We start from the raw sequence: 26,516 nt of genomic DNA on the forward strand, positions 1-26,516 counted from the left end.
AGTTGAAATGTCTGGAGCGGCAATTTCAGCGCCGTTCCGGGCAGAAATGCTGGAGTCGGACGGTTATTTCGCGGATGATATGGCCCTTGCGGTGCCGGCGTGGCCGTGTGCCCGTTTGAATTTACATGTATCACTGCGGTTGGCCTGTTGGCGGCCGCCTGGATGGGATGATGAAATTTCTGCGCCTTCCATTTGCGCTGTTGATGACTGGCCTGCTGGGCCTGGGCGGGTGCACCATGCACCAGCCGGTTGCCCTGTACCAGCTTGACAGTGGTGATCCTGGCCAGCCTTCGCAGAGTGCAGGCATGGCCGTGGTGCTTGGCCCGGTATCGGTCGCCGATTACCTGCAACGCGAAACATTCCTGCAGCGTCAGGCCGACGGCAGCCTCAGTTCAGCGACCGACGGTCGTTGGGCCGGTAGCCTCTCGGCGGATATCGACCAACTGCTGGTGCGCCAGCTTGCCTGGCGCCTGGACAGCCAGCGCGTGGTACTGGCCCCGGCGACCGCCGGCTTCACCCCGGACGTGCAAGTGCTGCTGTCGATCACGCGTCTGGATTCGGGCAAGGATCAGCCGGCCATCCTGGATGCCCAGTGGCGTCTGTTGGACCGTCGTGGTCATGTGCGCGACAACCGCATCGTTCACCTCGAGCAACAGCACGAGGGCAGCGAGGCGTCGCAGGTACAGGCACAGGGCCAATTGCTGCAGAAGCTGGCCGAGCAGTTGAGCACGGCAGTGAAGCCGCTGGCCAATCAGCCTGCCATCGCCGAAGAGGCGCCCAAGAAGGCAGCGGCGCCGGTGCAGGTGAAAAAGGCTCCGGAGAAATCCAAGATCCCGATGGCTGCGCCGATTCGTACTGATATGGAAGTCTATCGGTTCTGATCGAACCGCCAGATACAAAAAAGCCCGCATTGTTGCGGGCTTTTTTGTATCTGCTGTTTTTGTGCTGCTTGCGCCGGCGATAGGGCCTCCTCGGGGTCAGGCCCGGTGCTCATGCATCCGCGCCAACTGCCGTTCCAGCATCGAAGGGTAGGGCTCCATCAACCGCTCCACGCAGCAGGCGCCTTCCGGGCTGGCAATCGGGCGAATGCGGGCGCGCTGGCGAATCAGCGTGTCATCGCTGATCTGGCGTTCCACCAGCAACAGATTGCGGCTGTGCTGCGACAGCGCCAGCGCGTCCTGGGCCTTCTCGGCCATCAGCAGGTCCACCAGTTCCAGCCCTTGCAGGTCGTTACCCAGGGCCAGGCCCAGTTGCAACTGCAAGGTGATGCCGCTGTCCGCCACTTCGATCTGCAGGGCATGCCCCAGGGCGCGCAGCAGCTCGCCGCAGCAGATGGCATTGGTCAGGTAGTCCTCGCCACAGTCGCGGCTGTGGAACAGCACCAGGGTGCTGCCGTCGTTGAGCGTGTGGGTTTCACCGTCGTAGAGTGAAGCAGCGTGCTCCAGGCAGTCGCGGTAGCGCTCGGTCAGCTCGGTCAGGCGCGTGCGTGGCAGGCGGCGCAGCTGCTCCTGCGAACCCAGTTGCACGGCCAGCACGGCACTGTACTGCGGCTCGTCGGACTCGACGACAGAGGCCTTGGGCGTGTCGTCGTCCAGCAGGCCGGCAAAGGCCTCGTCGTCATCCTCGTGCGCCTGGGTGGCAACCCTGGCGCGTGGTGCGGCCTTTGCCGCCGGGGCATCGCCGTGCAGGTCATCGAACGGTTCGTCGTCTTCTTCCTCTGGCTCCGGCTCAGGTGGCGGTGGCGGGGCCAGGCGCGCGTGCAACTGGCGGGCGATATCACCGATCTCGTCCTGGCGGTCGGTGGCCGGCGTGTAGGGTTGCGGGTCACGCAGCCACACCCGCAGCTGCAGCAGCGGCAGGGTGATGAAGCGGCCCTGGCGCAGGCTCAGGGTCAAGGCCAGCACCAGCAGGATGGCGGCAAGGATGCCCATGCTCTGCAAGCTGATCAGCATCGGCTGCTGGAACTGGCTCATGTCCAGGCTGATGCGCAGTTGCCCGGCGGTCACGTCCTGGAAGGTGATCTTGGTCTGGTACAGGCCTTCGGCCTCGCCCAGCAGGCTGTTGCGCGGGCGCTGGCCGGCTTCGGCGAGGATGCGGTTATCCACGCTGTAGATGGCGGCATGGGCCACCAGCGGATTTTTCACCAGGTTGCCCAGCAGCACGTTGAGGCTGAGGATATCGTTGGCCACCAGCAGCTCGGTTGCCGAGGTGGCCGTCTGGGTGGTCAGGCTCTGGCCCAGGGCATCGGCCTGCTCGTGCATGGCCTGCTTGAACTGCAGGCCCATCACGCAGGCGTAGATCACCAGCGCCAGCGCCACCAGGAAAATGTTGGTGCAGGCGATGCGCAGTGCCAGCGGCACGCGACGTTGACTCAGGGCACGATAGATCATCAGGAAGAAGTTGTCTGGTTTGACGGGCGTGGGCCGGTTCACTGAGCTCGGCTCTTAATGGCATGAAAGTGTGGGGAGTATAGCGAGCCGGGTTTTGTCGGCAAAGTATCGTTGGCGCCCGATGGTCACGGAAAATCGGTAGAATGCGCATTTTTCATCGAAGTCGGAGCCAGGTTGTGCGCGAAATCGTCCTGATCAACATCACCGGTGAGGACCGTCCCGGTCTCACTGCGGCCATCACCGGCGTCCTGCTGCAGGGCGGTGTGAGTATCCTCGACATCGGCCTGGCCGTCATGCACGGCACCCTGTCGTTCGGCATCCTGGTCGATATCCCGGACAACGAAGTGGCTACCGCCCTGCTGCAAAGCGTGCAGGCAAAGGCCCACGAACTGAACCTGCAGGCCCGCTACACGCCGATTTCCGAGGCGGACTACCAGCACTGGGCCGACGGCCAGGGCGAGGCGCGTCACATCGTCACCCTGCTCAGTCGCAAGATCACCCCCGAACAACTGCAGCGGGTGAGTGCGGTGATCAGCCAGTACGGCCTGACCATCGAGCGTATCGAGCGCCTGTCGGCCCGTGTGGCGCTGGATGCCCAGACCGGCAAGGGCAAGGCGGCCATCGAGATTTCCGTGCGTGGAGTGCCGAGCGATGGCCAGGCCCTGCGTGCCGATTTCTTCGCCCTGGCCGAAGAACTGAGTATCGATATCGCCTTCCAGAAGGACGACCTGTTCCGCCGCAACCGCCGCCTGGCGGTGTTCGACATGGACTCGACGCTGATCGAAGCCGAAGTCATCGACGAACTGGCCAAGGCTGCCGGGGTCGGCGAGCAGGTGGCGGCCATCACCGAGCGCGCGATGCGTGGCGAGCTGGATTTCCGTGCCAGCTTCAAAGAGCGCATGGCGCTGCTCAAGGGCCTGGATGTGGGGGTATTGGACGAGATCGGCGCGTCGCTGCGCCTGACCGAGGGTGCCGAGAACCTGTTTGCCGAGCTCAAGCGCCTTGGTTACAAGACCGCGATCCTGTCCGGCGGTTTCACTTACTTTGCGCGCCAGGTGCAGGCGCGCCTGGGTATCGATTACGTGTTCGCCAACGAGCTGGAAGTGGTCGATGGCAAGGTGACTGGCGTGGCCGTGGAACCGATCGTCGATGCCCAGCGCAAGGCCGAGCTGCTGCAGAAGCTGGCCAGCGAAGAAGGCCTGGAGCTGGAGCAGACCATTGCCGTGGGCGATGGCGCCAACGACCTGCCGATGCTGTCGCTGGCTGGCCTGGGCGTGGCGTTCCGCGCCAAGCCGCTGGTGCGCCAGTCGGCCAAGCAGGCGATTTCCACCCTGGGGCTGGATGGGGTGTTGTACCTGCTGGGCGTGCGTGACCGCGACGCGCGCGGCTGATCGGAACCTTGGGGGCGCACAGCGGCCCCAATAAAAAGGCCCTGCTCGTGCAGGGCCTTTTTCATGCAGCTTGAATCAAGCCTGCACAGGCATCGCCAACTGTTGCCCCATGCGTACTGCAGAGCCGGCCCCCAGTGTCTCGGCCCATTTCACCTGCTCTGGCCCGAACAGCACGATAGCGGTCGAGCCCAGCTTGAAGCGGCCCAGCTCGGCGCCTTTCTCCAGGTGGATCGGCGCGCGGCTGGCTTCGTCGTAACGGAAGGTCTTCAGCTCGCGCTTGGGCGGCGTTACCAGCCCGGCCCACACGGTTTCGATCGAGGCAACGATCATCGCACCCACCAGCACCACGGCCATCGGGCCGCGCTCGGTATCGAACAGGCACACCACGCGTTCATTGCGGGCGAACAGCTCGGGCACGTTCTCGGCGGTGGTCTGGTTGACCGAGAACAGGCGGCCCGGCACGTAGACCATTTCGCGCAGGGTACCGGCCAGCGGCATGTGCACGCGATGGTAGTCCTTGGGCGACAGGTAGATGGTGGCGAACTCGCCGCCCATGAATGGCGCAGCCATCGCCGGGTCGCCGCCCAGGAGTTCCTGCGCGCTGAAACCGTGGCCCTTGGCCTGGAAGATGCGGCCGTGCTCGATCGGGCCAAGCTGGCTGACGGCACCGTCAGCGGGGCACAGGATGGCGCCCGGGGTTTCATCCAGCGGGCGCGCGCCTGGTTTCAGGGCGCGGGTGAAGAATGCATTGAAGTGCTCATAGGCGCTCAGATCTTCGACCAGGGCTTCGGCCATGTTCACCTGGTAGCGCTTGGCGAACCAGGCGGTAAAGGCATTCTTGAACCAGCGTACGCGGCATTCGGCGATGCAGCCGGCCAGACGCGACAGCAGATGGTGCGGCAGCAGGTACTGGCTGATGATGAACAAACGGGATTTCATGCAGGTTCCTTAAACTTCTACAGGCGTGTCCGGGTGGTTGCCCCATTCGCTCCACGAGCCGGCGTAGGCCTTGACCCGTGGATAGCCGAGGGCCTTGGCCACCAGGTAGGTGAAACCGGAGCGACGGTGGGATTGGCAGTGGGTAATGACTTCCTTGTCAGGAGTGATCCCCAGTTTCTGCAGGACTTCGGCGATGTCCGTGCGGATGCGCAGGTGGTCATTGAGGTCCATGCCGGACGTCCACTCGAAGTTGATCGCGCCGGGAATGTGGCCGCCCCTGGCTGCCAGTACTTTCTCGCCGCGGAATTCCTGCGGGCCACGAGCATCCCAGATGACCAGATCTTCCGCGCCCAGGCGGCTTTGCAGGTACTCTCGGGTGGCTGTGGGTGCCGTGTCGATGCGCAGCTGCACGGGGGTATTGGCACTGGCAGGCGCTTCGGTGGAGAGCTTGTCGGCCGGCCAGGCCTGGATGCCGCCGTTCAGGTAGTGATAGCGCTTGTGGCCGATCACATCGAGCAGCCAGATGAAGCGCCCGGCCCAGCCGCCACCTTCATCGTCGTACACCACATACACCGCATCCTCGCGGTGGCCGAGTTCACTGAACAGCTTCTCCAGATCGGCCTGGGCCGGCAGCAAGCCGGGCGCAGGCGGCTGGCCGAGCTGGGTGCGCTTGCCTTCGACGAAGCGTGCGCCGGGGATATGCCCGCTGACATAGCGGTTGCTGCTGCTCAGGTCGACCAGAATCAGCTGAGGCGAATCCAGGCGTGGCAGCAGGTCTGCGGCTTCTATCACCAACGGCAGGCCGGAAAAGTCAGTCATCCACGGTCTCCAGTGTGGAAAGAGGGGCGATTGTAGCGCAAGGCTCAGGCCTTGCGGTTGGCGAATACCGACAAAGCCCGCTCGGTGCATTGTGCAGTCTTGCCGAAAGCTTGCACGCTGACATCGGCCAATGGTCGGCTGCCCTGGTCGGCCACCACCAGCATCAGCACCTGATCGTTGACCGCCAACGAGCGTAGCAGTGCGTGCTCGCTGCTGAACAACGCCCGCAGCGGGGCCGGCAGCAGCGCCGAGAACTGGCTGTGGTTTTCCGGGGTGATGCGCAATTGGCCGGCCTGGGCCAGGAGCTTTTGCAGCAGTTTGTTTTGCGATACCTGCAGGGTAAGGGCCCCGGCCTCCTTGGGCAGGCCGGCGAACTGCTGCACGCGCAGATGGTCGCTGGCCTTGTCCAGGCTCAGCAGCAGGACGCGCTGCATGCCACAGGCCAGCAGGGCTTCGAGGGCCTGGGTGGCCAGGTGCACGCTGTTGGTGAATGGGCTGGGCTGGGCCAGCAGGTGCTGGCACAGCTTGCGCCAGCGCGTCAGCTCGTCGTTGCTGGGTGGGGGCGGTGCCAGCATGTCGGGGTGCGGACGGCGCTGCTGCCAAGGCCAGATCAGTGCTTCTGCCGGGTGGAACAGGGCGTGCTGGGCGTGGCGGCGCGCACTCGCCGCAGCCTGCTGGTGCACCTGCTGCTGGACGTCTTCCAGCGAGGTCTGCAGGTACAGCGCGGTCAACAGTTGCCAGCGCAGCAGGTGCGGGTTGTCCCAGCCCACCTGTGCCGCCAGGGCCAGGTTGTTGGCCAGCAGCACGGTGTTGGCCGGTTGGTTGAACCAGCGGCGCAGGCCAGGCTCGGCGTCCAGGCGATGTTGTTGGCTGAGCAGGTCCGGGTCGCGAGCGATGGCAAGTACCTGGGCCAGTTGGTCGCGCTCATCCAGCAGCAGGCGATAACCCTGGGTTACCCATTGTGGCAGGCGCCAGAACTCTGCCATGGCCTGGCACAGCGTCATGATGCGCACGCCAAACAGCTCTTGCTCGACATGGGCGGCGTCTTCGCCCTTGTGGATAACCCGCAGTTCCCAGGTGTCGAGCAGCTTCGGGTAGGCCAGCGCCAGCGGCCAGAGTGGCGACAGGAACAGCAGGCTGCCCCAGTGGATTTCCTGCCACAGTCGTGCCAGGCGGCTGGCGAACAGGCCGCTGGCCTGCTGCGAAGCGTGCTGGCTGATCAGCTGGAACTGGCACAGTACCGGTGGGATCTCTTCGACGGGCACCGCAGGCAGGCGCTTGAGCAGCTGTTCGCTGCGCTCCAGGCCCAGGCGGTTGAGAGCGATTTCCAGGCTTTCGGCCGGTTCGGCCAGGCTGGCATTGGTGGGGTGATTGGCTTCGCGCATCACCGACAGCACCAGGGCCGGGCTATCCTGCATCAGTTCGGCGATATCGCGCAGCGAGCGGCGGCTATCGTGGATGGCGGCCATGACCCGGTCGTAGCTGTGCTTCGGCACGGGGATGCGAATACTCTCGAGCAGCTTTACCCAGGCCTCTAGCGTACGCGGGGCCTGAGCGGGCACCTTGGTTTCAATTGTCATTTTGACATCAGTCCGAACTGGCTTTTCGCAATGAGTGGCTATAGTCTGGCGCAGTTCTGCCGATAAGTAGAAGAAGAGTTTTCAGGCTCCCGTCTCTTCCCCTGACCACGACAGCAAGTGCTTTGAACCTATGGCTAAAATTATCGGCATCATCGTCGTATTCGCGAGCGTGCTCGGCGGATACGTACTCTCCCACGGCAAGATCGCGGCACTGATCCAGCCGTTCGAAGTACTGATCATCGGCGGTGCGGCCTTCGGTGCATTCCTGCAGGCCAACCCTGGCCACATGACCATGCACGTCATCAAGAAGTCGATGAAGATGTTCGGCTCGCGCTTCAGCCATGCCTTCTACCTGGAAGTGCTGGGCCTGGTGTACGAGATCCTCAACAAGAGCCGTCGTGAAGGCATGATGGCCATCGAGGCCGACATCGAGGACGCCGCAGCCAGCCCGATCTTCGCCAAGTACCCGACAGTGCTGGCCGACGAGCGCATGACCGCGTTCATCTGCGACTACCTGCGCATCATGTCCACCGGCAACATGGCCCCGCACGAGCTCGAAGGCCTGTTCGACATGGAGCTGCTGAGCATGAAGGAAGAGCTGGAGCACCCGTCCCACGCCGTGACCGGCATCGCCGACGGCATGCCAGGGTTCGGTATCGTCGCGGCAGTACTGGGTATCGTGGTGACCATGGCCTCGCTCGGCGATGGTGACCAGGCCTCCATCGGCCTCCATGTGGGTGCGGCGCTGGTCGGTACCTTCTTCGGTATCCTGGCGGCCTACGGCTTCTTCGGGCCGCTGGCCAAATGCCTGGAGCACGATGCCAAGGAAGAACTGAACCTCTACGAATCGATCAAGGCTTCGCTGGTGGCCTCGGCCTCGGGCATGCCGCCTTCGCTGGCGGTGGAATTCGGGCGCAAGGTGCTGTACCCCAAGCACCGCCCAAGCTTTGCCGAACTGGAACAAGCGGTTCGCGGTCGCTGAGTCATGGAGAACAATCAGCCCATCATCGTCAAGCGCGTCAAGCGCTATGGCGGCGGCCATCACGGCGGCGCCTGGAAAATCGCCTTTGCCGACTTCGCCACGGCGATGATGGCGTTCTTCCTGGTGCTGTGGCTGTTGTCCACGGCCACACCGGAACAGAAGATCGCCATCGCCGGCTACTTCAAGGACCCGATCGGCTTCTCGGAAAGCGGTACGCCGTACATCATCGACCTGGGTGGTTCGCCGCAGCTGGCGCCGGAAAAGACCATCAACCCTGAAGCCAAGTCCGAGCCGACGCCTGATACCAGCATCCAGCTGGACAAGGACCAGGTCGAGACCATGGCCGAGCAGGTCGAGCGCGAGCGCCTGGAGTTGTTGCTGCAGGAGCTGCAGAACAAGGTCGAGGAAAACCCGCAGCTGCAGAAGTTCAAGGACCAGATCCTGTTCGAGATCACCCAGGATGGCCTGCGCATCCAGATCATGGATGCCGAGAACCGGCCAATGTTCGACATTGGCAGCGCACGCCTGCAGCCGTACTTCGAAGACATCCTGCTGGCCATGGCCGACACCATCAAGGCTGTACCGAACAAGATCAGCATCAGCGGCCACACCGATGCCAAGCCGTATGCAGGCAGTGGTGAGTTCGGCAACTGGGAGCTGTCGGCCAACCGGGCCAACGCCGCACGTCGTGCGCTGGTGGCCGGTGGCTATCCGGATGGCCAGGTGGCGCGGGTGGTGGGTTATGCCTCGTCGTCGCTGTTCGACCGCAACAACCCGTTCAACCCGGTCAACCGCCGCATCGACATCATCGTGCTGACCAAAAAGGCCCAGCGCGACATTGAAGGTGAACAGGGTACCCCGGAAAAACCGGCTGCCGCACCGGCCACTCCGGCCGCACCGCCTGCGTCCGATGCGACCGAGCAAGCCCCCATGCAGCCGCGCGAACTGCGCCAGAAGCTGAACATCTTCGAGGAAGGAACGCTGAAGATGGATGAGGCCAAGGAGCAGTAAGCCCTCCATGCCTGCGCAGCCCCCTGTAGAAGCGGCCTCGTGTCGCGAAAGGGGCGCGCAGCGGCCCCGGATATCAGCAAAAGTGCCAATATTGCCGGGGCCGCGTTACGGCCCTTTCGCGACACAAGGCCGCTTCTGCAGGCGTGTGCTTCAGTAACTGTCTTCCGGCAGGCTGGCGATGATCGAGCGGTAGCTGTTCATTCGTTGCTGCTTGATGCGTCCTTCGTCCAGCGCCTTGAGCAGTGCGCAACCCGGTTCACGGTCGTGCTTGCAGTCGCGGAAGCGGCAGGTACCGAACAGGTCGCGGAACTCGATGAAGCCATCTTCCACATCGCTGCGGCTGACGTGGCCAAGGCCGAATTCGCGGATGCCCGGTGAGTCGATCAGGTCACCGCCATTAGGGAAGTGGTACAGCCGCGCGGTAGTAGTGGTGTGGGTACCCTGGCCAGACCATTCCGACAGATCGCCGACGCGGGTGCCGGCGTCCGGCAGCAGGCTGTTCACCAGCGAGGACTTGCCGACCCCCGACTGGCCGACGAACACGCTGATGTGGCCGTCGAGCATCTGCTGCAGGCGTTGCATGCCGTCCCCATGGTGCGCCGATACTTCCAGCAGCGGGTAGCCCAGATCGCGGTAGACCTCCAGCAACGCATGCAGGCCCGGGCCGTTCTGGTCATCGATCAGGTCGGCCTTGTTCAGCAGCAACAGCGGGCGAATGCCGGCGTGTTCCGCCGCGACCAGGTAACGGTCGATCAAGTTGGGATGCGGTTCGGGAGCCGGAGCGAAGACGATCACGATCAGGTCGACGTTGGCTGCCACCGGCTTCAGCTGGCCGTGGTTGTTCGGCCGGCACAGCTCGGTGCTGCGCGGCATCTGCGCGACGATCACGCCGATGCCCTGGTTGCCCGCGCGCCAGACCACGCGGTCGCCGGTGACCAATGCCGGCAGGTTGGCGCGCAGGTGGCAGCGGAACACCTGGCCTGCGGCTTCGCCGTCCTGAGCCTCCACTTCTACCTGCACACCGAAGTGCGCGATCACCAGGCCCAGCTGCTCCGGCCCCAGGTCGCCACCCTCCAGTTCCTGCAGCACGTGCTGCTCGCGTTTGGCCGCACGCGCGGCGCGCTCGTTCTGGATTTTTTCGATGCGCCAGTTCTGGCGGCGGTTGAGCTGGCGTTTGGCCATGAAGGTTCCGTGCGTGGTGGGGCGGGTGGAAAACGGCAGGCAGTTTAGCACGCCAGGCAGCGGATCAATTCGCTGGCCTGCGTGCCGTGAATGGGCGTGCCCTGGCCACTACGCTACTATGAACGCCTATACGAGGAGCCCCTGCATGCAAAACCCACAGAACCTGATCTGGATCGACCTGGAAATGACCGGCCTGGATCCGGACAGCGATGTCATCATCGAGATGGCCACCATCGTTACCGACAGCGAGCTGAACACCCTGGCCGAAGGGCCGGTGATTGCCATCCATCACAGTGACGAAGTGTTGGCACGCATGGACGAGTGGAACACCCGCACCCATGGCGCTTCGGGCCTGACCCAGCGCGTGCGCGAGAGCAAGGTCGGCATGGCCGAAGCCGAGGCGCAGACCATTGCCTTCCTCGAACAGTGGGTGCCAAAAGGCAAATCGCCGATCTGCGGCAACAGCATCTGCCAGGACCGCCGCTTCCTCTACCGCCACATGCGCAACCTGGAAAACTACTTCCATTACCGCAACCTGGATGTCTCGACCTTGAAGGAGCTGGCTGCCCGCTGGGCGCCATCCGTGCGTGACAGCTTCAAGAAGGGCAACACCCACCTGGCGCTGGACGACATCCGCGAATCGATCGCCGAGCTGCGCCACTACCGCGAGCATTTCATCAAGCTGTGAGTCGAAAAGGCGCAGATATTCTCTCTGCGCCCCCTTTTGGTGCCATGTGCAACTGGTTAGACTGCGCGCCTTTCTCGCCTGCCCGCACGGACCCCGCGCCATGTTGTTGATGCTCTACCTGATTGCCATCACCGCCGAAGCCATGACCGGTGCGTTGTCTGCCGGCCGCCGCGGCATGGACTGGTTCGGCGTGGTACTGATTGCCTGCGTCACCGCCCTGGGTGGCGGCTCGGTGCGTGACGTGCTGCTCGGGCACTACCCGCTGACCTGGGTGAAGCACCCGGAGTATCTGGTACTGACCAGTTGTGCAGCGCTGTTGACCATTTTCATTGCACCGATGATGCGCCGCTTGCGCTCGCTGTTCCTGGTGCTCGATGCCCTGGGGCTGGTGGCCTTTACCCTGATTGGCTGCATGACTGCACTGGAGATGGGGCAGGGCATGCTGGTGGCATCCCTCAGCGGGGTCATTACCGGGGTGTTTGGCGGGATCCTGCGGGATATCTTCTGCAACGACATCCCCTTGGTGTTCCGTCGCGAGTTGTACGCCAGCGTCTCGTTTGCCGCGGCCTGGTTCTACCTGGGCTGCGTGTACTTCAAGGTGCCGGCGGAGCAGGCGATGCTGCTGACGTTGTTTGGCGGCTTCCTGTTGCGCCTGCTGGCGATCCGCTTTCACTGGGAAATGCCGAAGTTCCACTACAACGACCAGCAGTAACGCTAAAGCGCTCCAGGTAGGAGCGGATTTATCCGCGAAGCTGGCGACGCGGTGGATGGCGCCGGCTGTGCCGGTGATCGCGGCTGAAGCCGCTGCTGCAAGCCGGAGCAGTTCAAGGGGTATGCAGCCTTTGAACTATTGAATGCCGTGCTGCGCCAGCGCCCACTCCACATGTTCGCGCACCAGCTCCGAGGCATCCTCTCGTCGCGCTTTCAGGGCTTCGATCACCGGGATCGTCGACGGCGCATTGCCCAACCCCACTGCCAGGTTGCGCAACCAGCGCTCATACCCGGCCCGGCGCAACGGCCCGCCCTCGGTCTTGCGCAGGAACGTCCTTTCATCCCACAGGAACATTTCGGCCAGTTCGGCATTTTCCAGGCCGTGCCGTGGCTGGAAGTCCTGCTCCTGGCTGTGCCTGGCAAAGCGGTTCCATGGGCAGACGATCTGGCAATCATCGCAACCGAACACCCGGTTACCCATCTTGGCGCGCAGCTCGACCGGGATCGGCCCTCTGAGCTCGATGGTCAGGTACGAAATGCAGCGCCGTGCATCCAGCACATAGGGCCCGACGAATGCCTGGGTCGGGCAGATGTCCAGGCAGGCCTGGCAACGCCCGCAATGCTCGCTGCTGGTGGCTTCGTCCACCGGCAGCGGCAGGTCGACGAACAGTTCGGCGAGGAAGAAGTAGCTGCCTGCCTTGCGGTTGAGCAGCAGCGTGTTCTTGCCGATCCAGCCCAGCCCGGCCTGCTCGGCCAGGGCCTTTTCCAGTACTGGAGCGCTGTCGACGAAGGCGCGGTAACCGAACGGGCCGATAGCTTCCTGGATGCGGTCGGCCAGGAACTGCACGCGCTTGCGTACCAGCTTGTGGTAGTCCCGGCCCAGGGCGTAGCGCGACACGTAGGCTTTTTCCGGCTGCGCCAGGCGCTGCGCCATCTGCGTGTCGCCGGGCAGGTAGTCCATGCGCAGCGATACCACGCGCACGGTGCCGGGGATAAGTTGCTCCGGGTGCGCGCGTTTGCTGCCATGGGCGCCCAGGTATTCCATCTCACCCTGGTAACCGGCATCGAGCCAGCGTTGCAGGTGATGTTCGTGCTCGCCAAGGTCGACCCCGGCGATGCCAACATGGGCAAAACCGAGTTCTTGGCCCCAAATCTTGATGGATTGGGCCAGTTGGGCGAGGTCAGGCGTACAAGCGGACATGGATGGGCAAGGCATAACGGGCTCAGGTGCGTATAATTCTGCCAGACATTGGAGCCTTTGACCGCATGCCGCAGACCAAACACCCCAGTCATGCCCCGCAACTGCTCAGCAGCGTGAGCGTCGCTCGCCTGCCGGCACGCCATGCGCAGGCTCACAAAGGCGACTTCGGCCATGTGCTTGTGGTCGGCGGCGACCTCGGCACCGGTGGCGCCGTGTTGCTCAGCGCCGAAGCCGCCTTGCGCTGTGGTGCCGGTTTGGTCAGTGTGGCAACCCGCCCTGAGCACGTTGCTGCCGGCCTGACCCGCATGCCCGAGACCATGTGCCTGGGGGTCGAATCGGCCAACCAGTTGATGGGGGGGCTGGAGCGTGCTTCGGTACTGGTGGTCGGCCCCGGCCTGGGCCAGGCGGCCTGGGGCCGCAGCCTGCTGTCGGCAGTGGCCAATGCCGAGCGCCCGCAGGTGTGGGATGCCGATGCCCTGAATTTGCTGGCGCGCACCCCGCTGGCCCTGCCGAGTGGCAGCATTCTCACCCCGCACCCGGGGGAAGCGGCGCGGCTGCTGGGGATTTCCACCGAGGCGGTGCAGGTCGACCGCCAGGGGGCCGCGCGCAAGCTGGCGCGCCGCTACAACAGTGTCTGCGTGCTCAAGGGCGCTGGCACGCTGGTCGCAGACCCGGCCGGGCAACTGCTGCTATGCGAACGTGGCCACCCGGCCATGGCCGGTGCCGGCCTCGGCGATGTGCTCACGGGCGTGCTGGCAGCGCTGTTGGCCCAGGGCCTGGATGCCTGGCAAGCCGCGGGGCTGGGGGTATGGCTGCACGCCTGTGCGGGCGAGCGCCTGGGCGTAAAAGGTAGAGGCCTGGCCGCCAGCGATCTGGCGCCGGTCATTCGTGAGTTGTTGGAGGAGCATTCTGCGTGTCTGGCTTAAACCTGTTTCTGGCCGATGAAGCGGCCACGGTCAAATTCGGCGCACATCTGGCCGAGGTAACCGGGGGGCACGGCGTGATTTTCCTGGAAGGTGACCTGGGCGCGGGCAAAACCACGCTGTCGCGTGGCCTGATCCGGGGCCTGGGCCATACTGGTGCAGTGAAAAGCCCGACCTTCACCGTGGTCGAACCTTACGAAATCGGTGAGGTCCGAGCTTTCCACTTTGACCTGTACCGCCTGGTCGATCCGGAAGAGCTGGAATTCATGGGGATTCGTGACTATTTCGAGGGCGACCCGCTGTGCCTGTTCGAGTGGCCACAAAAGGGTGCGGGCGTTTTGCCAAAGCCTGACCTGACCATTACCATAAGCCCCCAAGCGGGCGGACGCTCGCTGAACCTTTCGCCGCAGGGGGCTCGCGGCGAGGCCTGGTGCGTGGCACTGGCCGAACATCATAAACAGTAAGTGGGGTAGGTATGCGCATACGCGCACTGGTCGCCATCGTTGGGCTGCTGCTGACAACGGTGACCGTTGACGCTCTGGCCGTCACTCAAGTCAAGAGCATGCGCCTGTGGCGCGCGCCAGACAACACGCGGCTGGTCTTCGACCTGTCTGGCCCCGTGCAGCATAGCGTCTTCACCTTGAGCGCACCGGATCGCCTGGTTATCGACATCAACGGCGCGACCCTGGCCGCGCCGTTGAACGTGGCCACCTCCAACACGCCGATCAGTAGCGTGCGTTCGGCCCAGCGCACCCCGACCGACCTGCGCGTGGTGGTCGACCTGAAAAAGTCGGTCACCCCGAAAAGCTTTACCCTGGCGCCCAACGCCCAGTATGGCAACCGCCTGGTGGTCGACCTGTACGACCAGGAAGCCGACGCCATCGCCGCCAGCGCGCCAACCCCGCCGCCGGCTCCGGTACAAGCGCCCGCAACCACACCAGCCGTGCCGGTCACCCCAGCCCAGCCGGCCATCAAGCTGCCGCCAGTCCCCAACGGCAAACGCGACATCGTGGTGGCCATCGACGCCGGTCACGGCGGCGAAGACCCGGGTGCCTCCGGCTCGCGTGGCCAGCATGAGAAGGACATCGTGCTGCAGATCGCCAAGGAGCTGCAGCGCCAGATCAATAGCGAAAAAGGCTTCCGGGCCGAGCTGACCCGCACCGGCGACTATTTCATCCCGCTGCGCAAGCGCACGGAGATCGCCCGCAAGAAGGGCGCCGACCTGTTCATCTCGATCCATGCCGACGCCGCGCCGTCCCGTGCCGCCTTCGGTGCCTCGGTGTTCGCCCTGTCCGACCGCGGTGCCACCTCCGAGACCGCGCGCTGGCTGGCCGACACGGAAAACCGTTCCGACCTGATCGGTGGCGCCGGTAACGTCAGCCTCGACGACAAGGACCGCATGCTCGCCGGGGTATTGCTCGACCTGTCGATGACCGCCACGCTCAGCTCCAGCCTCAATGTCGGGCAGAAGGTGCTGGGCAACATGGGGCGGATCACCTCGCTGCACAAGCAGCGTGTGGAACAGGCCGGCTTCATGGTGCTGAAGTCGCCGGACATTCCGTCGATCCTCGTTGAAACCGGGTTCATCTCGAACAACAACGAAGCCGCCAAGCTTGCTACCGCGAGCCACCAGCAGGCCCTGGCCCGTTCGATCCACACCGGTGTGCGCCAGTACTTCCAGCAGAACCCGCCGCCTGGCACCTACATCGCCTGGCTGCGCGACACTGGCAAGATCGCCGCAGGCCCGCGTGAGCACACGGTGCGCCCTGGCGAGACCCTGGCAATGATCGCGGTCCGCTACCAGGTCAGCGTGACCAGCCTGCGCAACGCCAACAGCCTCAAGAGCGATGAACTGAAGGTTGGCCAGCGCCTCGATATCCCTGCCACCACATTGGCCTCGCAATGAGTGGCGGTTCGCGCATCCAGCTGCTCAGCCCGCGGCTGGCCAACCAGATTGCTGCCGGCGAGGTTGTCGAGCGGCCGGCCTCGGTCGCCAAGGAGCTGCTGGAGAACAGCCTGGACTCCGGTGCCCGGCGCATCGATGTGGAAGTGGAGCAGGGCGGCGTCAAGCTGCTGCGGGTGCGTGACGATGGTAGCGGCATTTCCGCCGATGACCTGCCGCTGGCCCTGGCCCGCCACGCGACCAGCAAGATTCGTGAACTGGAAGACCTCGAAGGGGTATTGAGCCTGGGCTTCCGCGGTGAGGCCCTGGCCTCGATCAGCTCGGTAGCGCGCCTGACCCTGACCTCGCGCACCGCCAGTGCGAGCGAAGCCTGGCAGGTGGAAACCGAAGGCCGCGACATGACTCCACGGGTGCAGCCGGCGGCGCATCCGGTAGGCACGTCGGTGGAAGTGCGCGACCTGTTCTTCAACACCCCGGCGCGGCGCAAGTTCCTCAAAGCCGAGAAAACCGAATTCGATCACCTGCAGGAGGTCATCCGGCGCCTGGCGCTGGCGCGTTTCGATGTTGGCTTCCATCTGCGCCACAACGGCAAGAGCATCCTCAGCCTGCACGAAGCCCATGATGAAACTGCCCGTGCGCGGCGGGTAAGCGCCATTTGCGGCCCAGGCTTCATGGAGCAGGCGCTGCCGATCGATGTCGAGCGCAACGGCCTGCGCTTGTGGGGCTGGGTCGGCCTGCCAACCTTCTCGCGCAGCCAGGCCGACTTGCAGTATTTCTTCGTCAATGGTCGTGCGGTGCGCGACAAGCTGGTCGCCCACGCCGTGCGCCAGGCCTACCGTGACGTGCTGTTCAATGGCCGGCACCCGACCTTCGTGCTGTTCCTGGAGCTGGAGCCCAACGGCGTCGACGTCAACGTGCACCCGACCAAGCATGAAGTGCGTTTCCGCGAAGGGCGCTCGGTGCACGATTTCCTCTATGGCACCCTGCATCGCGCCTTGGCCGACGTGCGTCCGGAAGACCAGCTGGCCGCGCCTGCCGCCGTGCCTGAAGTCATCCGCCCCACCGGGCCGCAGGCCGGTGAGTTCGGCCCACAGGGGGAAATGCGCCTGGCCTCGCCGGTGCTCGAACAGCCACGTGCCCCGCAGCAGTCATATGCCGGTGGCGGCAGTGGCGCGGGTTACCAGTACCAGTACACCCCGCGTCCCGCGCAGCCGCTGCCGGCCGCCGAGGCGCAGGCGGTGTATCGCGAGTTCTACAAACCGCTGGATGAAGGTGTGGTCACGGCGCCGGCGCTGCCCGAAAGCCAGGGGGATATTCCCCCGCTGGGCTACGCGCTGGCGCAGCTCAAGGGCATCTACATCCTGGCCGAAAACGCCATCGGCCTGGTGCTGGTGGACATGCACGCGGCCCACGAGCGAATCATGTACGAACGCCTGAAAGTGGCCATGGCCAGCGAAGGCCTCAGCGGCCAACCGCTGCTGGTGCCCGAGACCCTGGCCCTGAGCCAGCGCGAAGCCGATTGCGCCGAAGAACACGCGCAGTGGTTCCAGCGCCTGGGCTTCGAACTGCAGCGCCTGGGCCCCGAGACCCTGGCTATCCGCCAGATCCCGGCCTTGCTCAAGCAGGCCGAGGCCAACCGCCTGGTGCAGGATGTGCTCGCCGACCTGATGGAATACGGCACCAGCGACCGTATCCAGGCGCACCTTAACGAGCTGCTCGGCACCATGGCTTGCCACGGCGCCGTGCGCGCCAACCGGCGCCTGGCGATCCCCGAGATGAACGCCCTGCTGCGTGATATGGAAAACACCGAGCGCAGCGGCCAGTGCAATCACGGTCGTCCCACCTGGACCCAGATGGGCCTGGACGACCTGGACAAACTCTTCCTGCGCGGTCGGTGACATGAGCGGCAAGCCCCCTGCAATATTCCTGATGGGCCCGACGGCGGCCGGCAAGACCGACTTGGCCATCGAACTGACCAAGGTCTTGCCCTGTGAACTGATCAGCGTCGATTCGGCACTGGTCTACCGTGGCATGGATATCGGGTCGGCCAAGCCTTCGAAGGAAATCCTCGCGGCCTACCCGCACCGGCTGATCGACATTCGCGATCCGGCCGAGAGCTACTCCGCTGCGCAATTCCGTGCCGATGCCCTGGAGGCCATGGCTGAGATCACTGCGCGCGGCAAGATCCCCTTGTTGGTGGGCGGCACCATGCTCTATTACAAGGCGCTGATCGATGGGCTGGCCGACATGCCGGCCGCCGATGCTGCGGTCCGGGCCGAGCTGGAGGCCCAGGCCGAGGCCTTGGGCCTGGCCGAGTTGCACCGCCAGTTGGCCGAGGTAGACCCCGAGTCGGCGGCGCGTATCCACCCCAACGACCCGCAACGGTTGATCCGGGCGCTGGAAGTGTACCGGGTGAGTGGCGAGAGCATGACAACCCATCGTCAGCGTCAATTCGCGGAAAGTCGCGGCGCAGACGCAGGCGCTGGCGGACATTTGCCCTATACTGTCGCGAGTTTGGCGATTGCTCCTACAGATCGTCACATTTTGCATCAGCGAATTGCGTTACGATTTTCACAGATGTTGGAACAGGGCTTTGTCGAGGAGGTCCGATCGCTGCGAGCCAGAAGTGACTTGCACGCCGGGCTGCCGTCTATACGGGCAGTGGGGTATCGGCAGGTCTGGGATTACCTCGATGGCAGGCTGACTGAGAATGAGATGCGTGAGCGCGGTATCATTGCTACCCGGCAGCTGGCCAAGCGGCAGTTCACCTGGTTGCGTGGCTGGCCTGAAGTGCATTGGCTTGACAGCCTGGCCTGCGACAATCTGTCCCGCACCTTGAAATACCTTGGGGCCATCTCCATATTGAGCTGAGTCCCTGTTGTTTGCCGTCTATCCTTGCGAAGGGGCGGCCCAATTTATCGATTTTCTTGATTTTCTATTATTGATCCTTACAGGAGTGCGGCATATGTCAAAAGGGCATTCGCTACAAGACCCTTACTTGAACACCTTGAGAAAAGAAAAGGTCCCGGTGTCCATCTATCTGGTCAACGGTATCAAGCTGCAGGGCTCGATCGAATCTTTCGACCAGTTCGTGGTATTGCTGAAGAACACCGTCAGCCAGATGGTCTACAAGCACGCCATCTCGACCGTGGTTCCTGCACGTCCGGTTCGCCTGCCAAGCCCGTCCGATTCCGATCACGGCGACAGCGAGCCAGGCAACGCCTGATAGGAGCCTGCATTGTTCTTTGAGCGCCACGGTGGTGGTGAGCGGGCGTTGCTCGTTCACTTGGAAGGCCAGAACCCTGAGGCGCGCGAAGACCCGCAGGAGTTTCAGGAGCTGGCATTGTCGGCCGGTGCCGACATCGTCTCGCTGGTCACGGTGTCAAGGCATCAGCCTTCCGCCAAATACCTGATTGGCACTGGCAAGGTCGAGGAGTTGCATGACCTGGTCCATGCCGAACAGGTAGACCTGGTGATTTTCAATCACACCCTCACGCCCAGTCAGGAGCGCAACCTCGAACGCGTGTTCGAGTGCCGTGTGCTCGACCGTACCGGGCTGATCCTCGATATCTTCGCCCAGCGGGCGCGTACCCATGAAGGCAAGCTGCAGGTCGAGTTGGCCCAGCTCGAGCACATGAGCACGCGACTGGTCCGCGGCTGGACCCACCTTGAGCGGCAGAAGGGTGGTATCGGCCTGCGCGGCCCGGGTGAAACCCAGCTGGAAACCGACCGCCGTCTGCTGCGGGTACGCATTCGCCAGATCAAGTCACGCCTGGAAAAGGTGCGCAGCCAGCGCGAGCAGGCACGGCGCGGGCGCAAGCGCGCGGATATCCCTTCGGTGTCGCTGGTGGGCTATACCAACGCCGGCAAGTCCACGCTGTTCAATGCCCTGACTGCATCCGAGGTGTATGCCGCGGACCAGCTGTTCGCCACCCTCGACCCGACCCTGCGCCGGCTCGAGCTGAACGATCTGGGGCCGATCGTGCTGGCTGACACCGTGGGTTTCATTCGCCACCTGCCGCACAAGCTGGTGGAGGCATTTCGGGCTACGCTCGAAGAGTCGAGCAACTCCGACCTGCTGCTGCATGTGATCGACGCCCATGAGCCAGAGCGCATGGAGCAGATCGAGCAAGTGCTGGCGGTGTTGGGCGAGATTGGTGCCGAAGGGTTGCCGATCCTCGAGGTGTATAACAAACTCGACTTGCTCGAAGATGTCGAGCCGCAGATCCAGCGCAATGCCGATGGCAAGCCTGAGCGGGTCTGGGTATCGGCACGCGATGGGCGTGGCCTGGAGCTGGTCGGCCAGGCGATTGCCGAGTTGCTGGGGGATGATCTGTTTGTCGGTACCCTGTGTCTGGAGCAGCGTTTTGCCCGCTTGCGCGCGCAATTCTTCGCCCTGGGGGCCGTGCAGAGTGAAGCGCATGATGAAGAAGGGCGCAGCCTGCTGAGCGTGCGACTGCCCAGGGTGGAACTGAATCGCCTGGTCAGCCGCGAAGGCATAGAGCCGCAAGTGTTTGTCGAGCAACACACTTTGCAATAAATGCTCGTCGAGGTCGCCGGGCAGCAGTGACAGGCATTCTGTAGCATTGGACGGCGCGCCGTGGGCGCGTCTTTGCTTTATCAGATGGAGAGCGCTATGGCTTGGAACGAGCCGGGTGGCAACTCGAACAATCAGGATCCCTGGGGCGGCCGCCGTGGTGGCGGTGGCGGCGGTGGTGACAAGAAAGGTCCGCCGGACCTGGACGAGGCCTTCCGCAAATTGCAGGACAGCCTGAACGGCATGTTCGGCAGTGGCAAGAAACGTGGCGGCAGCGACCGCAATGTCGGCAAGGGCGGTGGCCTGGGCCTGCTGGGCATCGGCCTGGCGGTACTGGCGGCCATCTGGCTGTACAGCGCCGTTTATGTCGTCGACGAGCAGGAGCAAGCCGTGGTGCTGCGCTTCGGCAAGTACTATGAAACGGTCGGTCCCGGCCTGAACATCTACTTCCCGCCGATCGATCGCAAGTACATGGAAAACGTCACGCGTGAGCGTGCCTACACCAAGCAGGGCCAGATGCTGACCGAAGACGAGAACATCGTCGAGGTGCCGCTGACCGTCCAGTACAAGATCAGCAACCTGCAGGACTTCGTGCTCAACGTCGACCAGCCTGAGGTGAGCCTGCAGCACGCGACCGAAAGCGCCCTGCGCCACGTGGTGGGTTCCACCTCGATGGACCAGGTGCTGACCGAAGGTCGCGAGCAGATGGCCGTGGATATCCGCGAACGTCTGCAGCGCTTCCTCGACAACTACCGCACGGGTATCACCGTTACCCAGGTCAACGTGCAGAGCGCGGCCGCCCCGCGTGAAGTGCAGGAAGCCTTCGACGACGTGATCCGTGCCCGCGAAGACGAGCAGCGTGCGCGCAACCAGGCCGAGTCCTACGCCAACGGCGTGGTGCCGGAAGCCCGTGGCCAGGCCCAGCGTATCATCGAGGATGCCAACGGCTACCGTGACGAAGTCATTGCCCGTGCCAAGGGTGAGGCCGACCGCTTCACCAAGCTGGTTGCCGAGTACCGCAAGGCACCTGACGTGACCCGTCAGCGCCTGTACCTGGAGACCATGCAGGAGGTCTACAGCAATTCGAGCAAGGTCATGGTGGCAACCAAGGACGGGCAGAACAACCTGCTCTACCTGCCACTGGACAAGATGGTCGAAGGCAGCCGCAACCCGTCCGTGCCAACCACCAGCGTGTCGCCATCGGTCAACGATGCGGCCGCCCGTGCGGCGCAGGACCTGCAACAGCAACAGCAGCCGCTGCGCACTAGGGAGAGCCGCTGATGAGCAACCGATCGCTGATCGCCCTGATCGCCGCCGTGGTCCTGGCAATCGTTGCCTGGAACAGCTTCTATATCGTGTCCCAGACCGAGCGTGCAGTACTGCTGCGCTTCGGTAAGGTGGTCCAGGCAGATGTCCAGCCGGGCCTGCACGTGAAGATTCCGTACGTGAACCAGGTACGCAAGTTCGACGCTCGCCTGATGACCCTCGACGCCCCGACCCAGCGGTTCCTGACCCTGGAGAAGAAAGCGGTGATGGTCGACGCCTACGCCAAGTGGCGCGTCAAGGATGCCGAGCGCTTCTACACCGCCACGTCCGGCATGAAGCAGATTGCCGACGAGCGTCTGTCGCGTCGCCTGGAAAGCGGCCTGCGTGACCAGTTCGGTAAACGTACCCTGCACGAGGTGGTTTCCGGTGAACGTGACGCGCTGATGGCCGACATCACTGCATCGCTCAACCGCATGGCCGCCAAGGAGCTGGGGATCGAGGTGGTCGACGTACGCGTCAAGGCCATCGACCTGCCGAAGGAAGTCAACCGCAGCGTGTTCGACCGCATGAGCACCGAGCGTGAGCGAGAAGCCCGCGAGCACCGCGCCAAGGGTAACGAGCTGGCTGAGGGTATCCGTGCCGATGCTGACCGTCAGCGTCGTGTACTGCTGGCCGAGGCTTATCGCGAGGCAGAGGAAACCCGCGGTGATGGTGACGCCCAGGCGGCAGCCATCTACGCCAAGGCCTACACCCAGGACGCCGATTTCTATGCGTTCTACCGTAGCCTGCAGGCGTACCGCGAGAGCTTCTCGAGCAAGAGCGACGTGCTGGTCCTGGACCCGAAGAACGAGTTCTTCCGCTTCCTGGACAAGAGCAGGCCGTGATGCTCAGGCCCTGATTCCGATGCAGCGGCCCCGCCTGGCAGCTAAAACGCCTGGCGGGGTGCATCCTGATGGAAAAGGGGTGTATGATGAGGCAGCCGGGAAATTTCCCGGCTTTTTTGCGTCTGCAAGGTTGATTGGCAAACCGCCAGTTGACGGTTTGGTCAGGTCGCATGGCAATTCGAGGGTATCGGGTACGGTGGCTGCGCTGGGATCAGTGCTGCCCGCTGCTGTGCGCGATACCGGCTTTACTGACGGCTCGCCTGCTGGCAAGCCACCCGGACCAGAGGGGAAATGGCGTAATGGCAACGGTAGACCGCTGGCTGCTGCCAGATGGCATCGAGGAAGTACTGCCACCTGAGGCTGCGCGCATCGAGATCGCGCGCCGCCAGGTGTTGGACCTGTTCCAGAGTTGGGGCTACGAACTGGTCGTCACCCCGCATATCGAGTACCTGGAGTCGCTGCTCACCGGCGCCGGCCAGGACCTGGATCAGCGCACCTTCAAGGTAGTGGACCCGCAGTCCGGCCGCCTGATGGGCTTCCGCGCCGACTTCACTCCGCAGGTGGCACGCATCGATGCCCACACCTTGCGCCGTGAAGGCCCGAGCCGCCTGTGCTATGCCGGCAGTGTGCTGCATGCCCAGCCGCGTGCCCTGTCTACCTCGCGCAGCCCGATCCAGCTGGGCGCCGAGCTGTACGGCGATGCCAGCCCTACCAGCGATGTCGAAGTCATCAGCCTGATGCTCGCCACGCTGCAACTGGCCGACGTACCGGATGTACACATGGACCTCGGCCACGTCGGTATCTACCGCGGCCTGGCCCGTGCTGCCGGCCTGTCTGGTGCGGTCGAGCAGCAGCTGTTCGACGCCCTGCAGCGCAAGGCCGTCGATGAGGTCCAGGCGCTGACCGCCGACTTGCCGAAAGACCTGGGCAACATGCTGCGTGCGCTGGTCGAGCTGTGCGGTGGTCGTGAAGTGCTGGCCGACGCCCGCGTGCGCCTGGGCCGTGCCCCGGCCAGCGTGCTGGCGGCGCTGGACGACCTGCTGGCGATCGCCGATCGCCTGGCATCGCGCTTCCCTGACCTGCCGCTGTACTTCGACCTCGGCGAACTGCGCGGTTACCACTACCACACCGGCGTGGTGTTCGCCGTGTTCGTGCCTGGCGAAGGCCAATCGATCGCCCAGGGCGGACGCTACGACGACATCGGCGCCGACTTTGGCCGGGCACGCCCGGCCACCGGATTTTCCACGGATTTGAAGACCCTGGTCACACTGGGGCGAGCGGAGGTCGTATTGCCAGCTGGCGGCATCTGGATGCCGGACAGTGGCGATGCGGCCCTCTGGCAGCAAGTCTGCCAGTTGCGCAACGAGGGCCAGCGTGTGGTCCAGGCCCTGCCTGGCCAGCCGTTGAGTGCTGCCCTCGAAGCGGATTGTGATCGGCAATTGATTCAGCAAGACGGGCGCTGGCAGGTTCTGCCGCTGACCCAGTGAGTTTCTGCGTCGGCAACAGGCCGACAACCAAGTTTGCGTGAATGAGGACCAATGTAATGGGTAAGAATGTCGTCGTCCTGGGTACCCAGTGGGGTGATGAGGGCAAAGGCAAGATCGTCGATCTGCTGACCGAACATGCTGCCGCCGTAGTGCGCTACCAGGGTGGCCACAACGCGGGTCACACCCTGGTGATCAATGGTGAAAAGACCGTTCTGCACCTGATTCCCTCGGGCATCCTGCGTGAAGGCGTACAGTGCCTGATCGGCAACGGCGTGGTCGTTGCACCGGACGCGCTGATGCGTGAAATCACCAAGCTGGAAGAGAAGGGCGTACCGGTGCGTGAGCGCCTGCGCATTTCCCCGGCTGCGCCGCTGATCCTGTCGTATCACGTGGCCCTGGACCAGGCCCGCGAGAAAGCCCGTGGCGAAGCCAAGATCGGCACCACCGGTCGCGGTATCGGCCCAGCCTATGAAGACAAGGTGGCACGTCGCGGCCTGCGCGTCGGCGATCTGTTCCACCGCGAGCGTTTCGCTGCCAAGCTCGGTGAGCTGCTGGATTACCACAACTTCCAGCTGGTGAACTACTACAAAGAGCCGGCCATCGACTTCCAGCAGACCCTGGACGAATGCATGGCCTACGCCGAACAGCTCAAGCCGATGATGCTCGACGTCACCGCCGAGCTGCACAACCTGCGTCGTGCCGGCAAGGACATCATGTTCGAAGGTGCCCAGGGCTCGCTGCTGGACATCGACCACGGTACCTACCCGTACGTCACCAGCTCCAACACCACCGCTGGCGGTATCTCCACTGGTTCTGGCGTTGGCCCGATGTACCTCGACTACATCCTGGGTATCACCAAGGCCTACACCACTCGCGTAGGTTCCGGTCCGTTCCCGACCGAACTGTTCGACGAGACTGGCGCTACCCTGGCCAAGCGTGGCCACGAGTTCGGCTCCACCACCGGCCGTGCCCGCCGTTGCGGCTGGTTCGATGCCGTCATCCTGCGTCGTGCCATCGACGTCAACAGCATCTCGGGCATCTGCCTGACCAAGCTGGACGTACTGGACGGCCTGGAAACCATCAACATCTGCGTTGGCTACAAGAACGAGAACGGTGCCGTCATCGACGCGCCTTCCGATGCCGACAGCTACATCGGCCTGGAGCCGGTGTACGAAGAGATGCCAGGCTGGAGCGAGTCGACCCTGGGCGTTAAAACCCTGGAAGAACTGCCAGCCAACGCTCGCGCTTACATCAAGCGCATCGAAGCGCTGATCGGTGCGCCGATCGACATCATCTCCACCGGCCCGGACCGCAACGAGACCATCGTGCTGCGTCATCCGTTCGCCTGATCTGCCTTCCAGGCTGATCTGACGCCGTGGCCCTGAAAGGGGCTGCGGCGTTTTCATTTGTGCTTTCCTGCACCGGCCTCTTCGCGGGCAAGCCCGCGAAGAGGCCGGTGCAGGAAAACCCATTGCTGAACCTTGGCGTTTATCCCTGCTGCCCCCGGCACAACCCTTGCTGTAAGAAGTTTCTGAAGATGCCATCAAAATAGTGGCGCCAGAAAACACGAGGGTTACACCGTGTCTGCCATCCTCTCACTGTTACGAAGCCGCCTTTTGCGGCCTGTGTTTGTTGCCCTTGGTATCGCTCTTTTGGTGCAGGTGCTGGTCGCCGTTGCGCTTACCCGAAGCACGGTCACCGCCCTGGAAGCCGACCTGGGTGAACGCCTGGGCAAAGACAGCCGCCAACTCGCCAGTGAGTTGGAGCAAGCCGGGCAAGATGTGCGCTCCGGCCTCGACGGGCTCTCCAGCAGCACCCGCCAGCGCCTGAGTGCAGGTTTGTCGGCACGCCTGCAAAGCGAGCAGCAGCAGCTGCGCAGCACGCTGGAGAAGAACCTCAAGGACTCCGCTAACGATATGGCCGAGCTGCTGGCTTCGGTCGCCCCGCGGGCGATCTGGGACAACGATGTGCCGGTGCTCTCCGACTTCGCGCGCCGCGCCCAGCGCAACCCCAACGTGCTGTTTGTGGTTTACGACGACGCCCAGGGCCAGCACCTCACCCGCTACCTGAACCGGCAGAACCCGATCAACCAGGCGTTGATGGAAAAAGGTCAGGGCGAGCGTGCGCTGGACAAGGTGATCGACGCGGCACGGCGGGACCCGGCGGTGTACTTCGTCGAGGCCTCGATCAGCCCCAATGGTGCGGAAATCGGCAAGGTGGTGATGGGTGTTTCCACGGCTGGCATCGACCAGGAGCTCAAGGCGCTCGACCAGCGCTTCGCCGCCCTTATCACCAGTGGCGAGCAACTGGTCGGTGACAGCCTGGTCGGTGCTGCGGCCGAGAGTGGCGACACCCTGCGCGAGCGTTTGGAAAAGGCCCAGGGCAGCGCCGCCGCGATGCAGGCCAATACAGCACAGACGGTTCGCGATGCCGCTGCCGAGCTGCGCTGGCGTATCGGCCTGGGGCTGGTGCTGGTCGGCCTAGGGGTGCTGCTGGTGGTAGCCGTGGTACTTGGCCGGCGGGTGTTGAGCAAGCTGCGCCTGCTGATCGCTGCACTCGACGACCTGGCTGCCGGTGAAGGCGACCTGACCAAGCGCGTGCTGCTCGACAGCCGCGATGAAA

General features: G+C 63.9%; 23 protein-coding genes and 1 pseudogene. 18 read left to right on the top strand and 6 right to left on the bottom strand.

Annotation, left to right across the window (positions count from 1 at the left end; all coding sequences use genetic code 11):
• The first annotated feature begins 170 nt into the window (after window positions 1–170).
• Complete coding sequence (locus HU760_RS03305; RefSeq protein ID WP_186672494.1) at window positions 171–881, top strand: PqiC family protein; 711 nt, start codon at window positions 171–173, stop codon at window positions 879–881.
• Window positions 882–977: 96 nt separating this feature from the next.
• Here the strand turns inward: HU760_RS03305 and HU760_RS03310 are convergent, their stop codons facing one another.
• Window positions 978–2,432, bottom strand: a complete 1,455-nt coding sequence (locus tag HU760_RS03310; RefSeq protein WP_186672496.1) for an AhpA/YtjB family protein — start codon at window positions 2,430–2,432, stop codon at window positions 978–980.
• Window positions 2,433–2,566: 134 nt separating this feature from the next.
• Between HU760_RS03310 and serB the strand changes: the two genes are divergently transcribed.
• A complete protein-coding gene (gene serB / locus HU760_RS03315) occupies window positions 2,567–3,781 on the top strand; it encodes a phosphoserine phosphatase SerB (RefSeq protein ID WP_186672498.1) in 1,215 nt (404 codons plus the stop codon).
• Between the two features lie 75 nt (window positions 3,782–3,856).
• On the opposite strand, the gene asd is transcribed toward serB, so the two are convergent.
• From asd to HU760_RS03330, 3 genes are read right to left on the bottom strand one after another with little or no spacing between them, the layout of a single operon-like run.
• Window positions 3,857–4,720, bottom strand: coding sequence for an archaetidylserine decarboxylase (gene asd, locus HU760_RS03320; RefSeq protein ID WP_186672500.1), 864 nt, complete (start codon window positions 4,718–4,720; stop codon window positions 3,857–3,859).
• Between the two features lie 9 nt (window positions 4,721–4,729).
• Window positions 4,730–5,539, bottom strand: a complete 810-nt coding sequence (locus HU760_RS03325) for a rhodanese-like domain-containing protein (protein WP_186672502.1) — start codon at window positions 5,537–5,539, stop codon at window positions 4,730–4,732.
• Window positions 5,540–5,583: 44 nt separating this feature from the next.
• A complete protein-coding gene (locus tag HU760_RS03330) occupies window positions 5,584–7,119 on the bottom strand; it encodes an HDOD domain-containing protein (protein ID WP_186672504.1) in 1,536 nt (511 codons plus the stop codon).
• A 130-nt stretch (window positions 7,120–7,249) separates the two neighbouring features.
• Here HU760_RS03330 and motA point away from each other — a divergent pair, with 130 nt between their 5' ends.
• Both motA and motB read left to right on the top strand, forming a co-directional pair.
• On the top strand, window positions 7,250–8,101 hold the full coding sequence (gene motA, locus HU760_RS03335; RefSeq protein ID WP_186672506.1) for a flagellar motor stator protein MotA: 852 nt from the start codon (window positions 7,250–7,252) through the stop codon (window positions 8,099–8,101).
• A gap of 3 nt (window positions 8,102–8,104) precedes the next feature.
• A complete protein-coding gene (gene motB, locus HU760_RS03340; RefSeq protein ID WP_186672508.1) occupies window positions 8,105–9,112 on the top strand; it encodes a flagellar motor protein MotB in 1,008 nt (335 codons plus the stop codon).
• Window positions 9,113–9,262: 150 nt separating this feature from the next.
• Here motB and rsgA read toward each other — a convergent pair whose 3' ends face one another.
• Window positions 9,263–10,294, bottom strand: coding sequence for a small ribosomal subunit biogenesis GTPase RsgA (gene rsgA / locus HU760_RS03345; RefSeq protein WP_186672516.1), 1,032 nt, complete (start codon window positions 10,292–10,294; stop codon window positions 9,263–9,265).
• 145 nt (window positions 10,295–10,439) lie between these two features.
• On the opposite strand from rsgA, the gene orn reads away from it, so the two are divergent.
• Window positions 10,440–10,982, top strand: a complete 543-nt coding sequence (gene orn, locus HU760_RS03350) for an oligoribonuclease (RefSeq protein WP_170033023.1) — start codon at window positions 10,440–10,442, stop codon at window positions 10,980–10,982.
• Between the two features lie 100 nt (window positions 10,983–11,082).
• On the top strand, window positions 11,083–11,694 hold the full coding sequence (locus tag HU760_RS03355) for a trimeric intracellular cation channel family protein (protein WP_170033022.1): 612 nt from the start codon (window positions 11,083–11,085) through the stop codon (window positions 11,692–11,694).
• A 135-nt stretch (window positions 11,695–11,829) separates the two neighbouring features.
• On the opposite strand, the gene queG is transcribed toward HU760_RS03355, so the two are convergent.
• The gene (gene queG, locus HU760_RS03360; RefSeq protein ID WP_186672980.1) at window positions 11,830–12,894 is read right to left on the bottom strand and encodes a tRNA epoxyqueuosine(34) reductase QueG; all 1,065 of its coding nucleotides are present in this window, start codon (window positions 12,892–12,894) and stop codon (window positions 11,830–11,832) included.
• A 65-nt stretch (window positions 12,895–12,959) separates the two neighbouring features.
• Here queG and HU760_RS03365 point away from each other — a divergent pair, with 65 nt between their 5' ends.
• The 12 genes and pseudogenes from HU760_RS03365 to HU760_RS24640 form a co-directional block, all read left to right on the top strand.
• Window positions 12,960–13,820 carry an NAD(P)H-hydrate dehydratase gene (locus HU760_RS03365; protein ID WP_186672518.1) on the top strand — a complete coding sequence of 287 codons (861 nt, stop codon included), beginning with the start codon at window positions 12,960–12,962 and terminating at the stop codon, window positions 13,818–13,820.
• A gap of 2 nt (window positions 13,821–13,822) precedes the next feature.
• A complete protein-coding gene (gene tsaE, locus HU760_RS03370) occupies window positions 13,823–14,281 on the top strand; it encodes a tRNA (adenosine(37)-N6)-threonylcarbamoyltransferase complex ATPase subunit type 1 TsaE (protein WP_189665355.1) in 459 nt (152 codons plus the stop codon).
• Window positions 14,282–14,292: 11 nt separating this feature from the next.
• Complete coding sequence (locus HU760_RS03375; RefSeq protein ID WP_186672534.1) at window positions 14,293–15,723, top strand: N-acetylmuramoyl-L-alanine amidase; 1,431 nt, start codon at window positions 14,293–14,295, stop codon at window positions 15,721–15,723.
• A complete protein-coding gene (gene mutL / locus HU760_RS03380; RefSeq protein ID WP_186672536.1) occupies window positions 15,720–17,618 on the top strand; it encodes a DNA mismatch repair endonuclease MutL in 1,899 nt (632 codons plus the stop codon). The genes HU760_RS03375 and mutL overlap by 4 nt, the downstream gene beginning before the upstream one ends.
• A 1-nt stretch (window position 17,619) precedes the next feature.
• Window positions 17,620–18,591 (top strand): tRNA (adenosine(37)-N6)-dimethylallyltransferase MiaA, encoded by a 972-nt coding sequence (gene miaA, locus HU760_RS03385; RefSeq protein WP_186672538.1) that lies wholly within the window; start codon window positions 17,620–17,622, stop codon window positions 18,589–18,591.
• Window positions 18,592–18,685: 94 nt separating this feature from the next.
• Window positions 18,686–18,946, top strand: coding sequence for an RNA chaperone Hfq (gene hfq, locus HU760_RS03390; RefSeq protein ID WP_015272006.1), 261 nt, complete (start codon window positions 18,686–18,688; stop codon window positions 18,944–18,946).
• 12 nt (window positions 18,947–18,958) lie between these two features.
• The gene (gene hflX / locus HU760_RS03395; protein WP_186672541.1) at window positions 18,959–20,260 is read left to right on the top strand and encodes a ribosome rescue GTPase HflX; all 1,302 of its coding nucleotides are present in this window, start codon (window positions 18,959–18,961) and stop codon (window positions 20,258–20,260) included.
• 96 nt (window positions 20,261–20,356) lie between these two features.
• The gene (gene hflK, locus HU760_RS03400) at window positions 20,357–21,538 is read left to right on the top strand and encodes an FtsH protease activity modulator HflK (protein ID WP_186672543.1); all 1,182 of its coding nucleotides are present in this window, start codon (window positions 20,357–20,359) and stop codon (window positions 21,536–21,538) included.
• Window positions 21,538–22,407 (top strand): protease modulator HflC, encoded by an 870-nt coding sequence (gene hflC / locus HU760_RS03405; protein WP_186672545.1) that lies wholly within the window; start codon window positions 21,538–21,540, stop codon window positions 22,405–22,407. Before hflK ends, hflC begins: the two co-directional genes overlap by 1 nt.
• A gap of 299 nt (window positions 22,408–22,706) precedes the next feature.
• Window positions 22,707–23,894: an ATP phosphoribosyltransferase regulatory subunit gene (locus HU760_RS03410; protein ID WP_170033013.1), complete on the top strand. Its 1,188-nt coding sequence runs from the start codon at window positions 22,707–22,709 to the stop codon at window positions 23,892–23,894.
• 56 nt (window positions 23,895–23,950) lie between these two features.
• The gene (locus HU760_RS03415) at window positions 23,951–25,243 is read left to right on the top strand and encodes an adenylosuccinate synthase (protein WP_063911922.1); all 1,293 of its coding nucleotides are present in this window, start codon (window positions 23,951–23,953) and stop codon (window positions 25,241–25,243) included.
• Between the two features lie 1,047 nt (window positions 25,244–26,290).
• Window positions 26,291–26,503, top strand: a pseudogene (locus tag HU760_RS24640) (methyl-accepting chemotaxis protein); the annotation flags it as partial.
• Window positions 26,504–26,516 lie beyond the last annotated feature (13 nt).

It is taken from the genome of Pseudomonas oryzicola (assembly GCF_014269185.2).
In the GTDB taxonomy this organism is placed as follows: domain Bacteria; phylum Pseudomonadota; class Gammaproteobacteria; order Pseudomonadales; family Pseudomonadaceae; genus Aquipseudomonas; species Aquipseudomonas oryzicola.

Excerpts from the sequence above, each read along its gene's own strand:
- HU760_RS03330 (WP_186672504.1), bottom strand. The coding sequence starts at position 7,119 with ATGACAATTGAAACCAAGGTGCCCGCTCAGGCCCCGCGTACGCTAGAG.
- HU760_RS03375 (WP_186672534.1), top strand. The coding sequence starts at position 14,293 with ATGCGCATACGCGCACTGGTCGCCATCGTTGGGCTGCTGCTGACAACG.
- miaA (WP_186672538.1), top strand. The coding sequence starts at position 17,620 with ATGAGCGGCAAGCCCCCTGCAATATTCCTGATGGGCCCGACGGCGGCC.
- hfq (WP_015272006.1), top strand. The coding sequence starts at position 18,686 with ATGTCAAAAGGGCATTCGCTACAAGACCCTTACTTGAACACCTTGAGA.
- hflC (WP_186672545.1), top strand. The coding sequence starts at position 21,538 with ATGAGCAACCGATCGCTGATCGCCCTGATCGCCGCCGTGGTCCTGGCA.
- motA (WP_186672506.1), top strand. The coding sequence starts at position 7,250 with ATGGCTAAAATTATCGGCATCATCGTCGTATTCGCGAGCGTGCTCGGC.
- orn (WP_170033023.1), top strand. The coding sequence starts at position 10,440 with ATGCAAAACCCACAGAACCTGATCTGGATCGACCTGGAAATGACCGGC.
- HU760_RS03325 (WP_186672502.1), bottom strand. The coding sequence starts at position 5,539 with ATGACTGACTTTTCCGGCCTGCCGTTGGTGATAGAAGCCGCAGACCTG.
- motB (WP_186672508.1), top strand. The coding sequence starts at position 8,105 with ATGGAGAACAATCAGCCCATCATCGTCAAGCGCGTCAAGCGCTATGGC.
- HU760_RS03415 (WP_063911922.1), top strand. The coding sequence starts at position 23,951 with ATGGGTAAGAATGTCGTCGTCCTGGGTACCCAGTGGGGTGATGAGGGC.
- asd (WP_186672500.1), bottom strand. The coding sequence starts at position 4,720 with ATGAAATCCCGTTTGTTCATCATCAGCCAGTACCTGCTGCCGCACCAT.
- mutL (WP_186672536.1), top strand. The coding sequence starts at position 15,720 with ATGAGTGGCGGTTCGCGCATCCAGCTGCTCAGCCCGCGGCTGGCCAAC.
- queG (WP_186672980.1), bottom strand. The coding sequence starts at position 12,894 with ATGTCCGCTTGTACGCCTGACCTCGCCCAACTGGCCCAATCCATCAAG.
- hflK (WP_186672543.1), top strand. The coding sequence starts at position 20,357 with ATGGCTTGGAACGAGCCGGGTGGCAACTCGAACAATCAGGATCCCTGG.
- HU760_RS03365 (WP_186672518.1), top strand. The coding sequence starts at position 12,960 with ATGCCGCAGACCAAACACCCCAGTCATGCCCCGCAACTGCTCAGCAGC.
- HU760_RS03410 (WP_170033013.1), top strand. The coding sequence starts at position 22,707 with ATGGCAACGGTAGACCGCTGGCTGCTGCCAGATGGCATCGAGGAAGTA.
- HU760_RS03305 (WP_186672494.1), top strand. The coding sequence starts at position 171 with ATGAAATTTCTGCGCCTTCCATTTGCGCTGTTGATGACTGGCCTGCTG.
- HU760_RS03355 (WP_170033022.1), top strand. The coding sequence starts at position 11,083 with ATGTTGTTGATGCTCTACCTGATTGCCATCACCGCCGAAGCCATGACC.
- rsgA (WP_186672516.1), bottom strand. The coding sequence starts at position 10,294 with ATGGCCAAACGCCAGCTCAACCGCCGCCAGAACTGGCGCATCGAAAAA.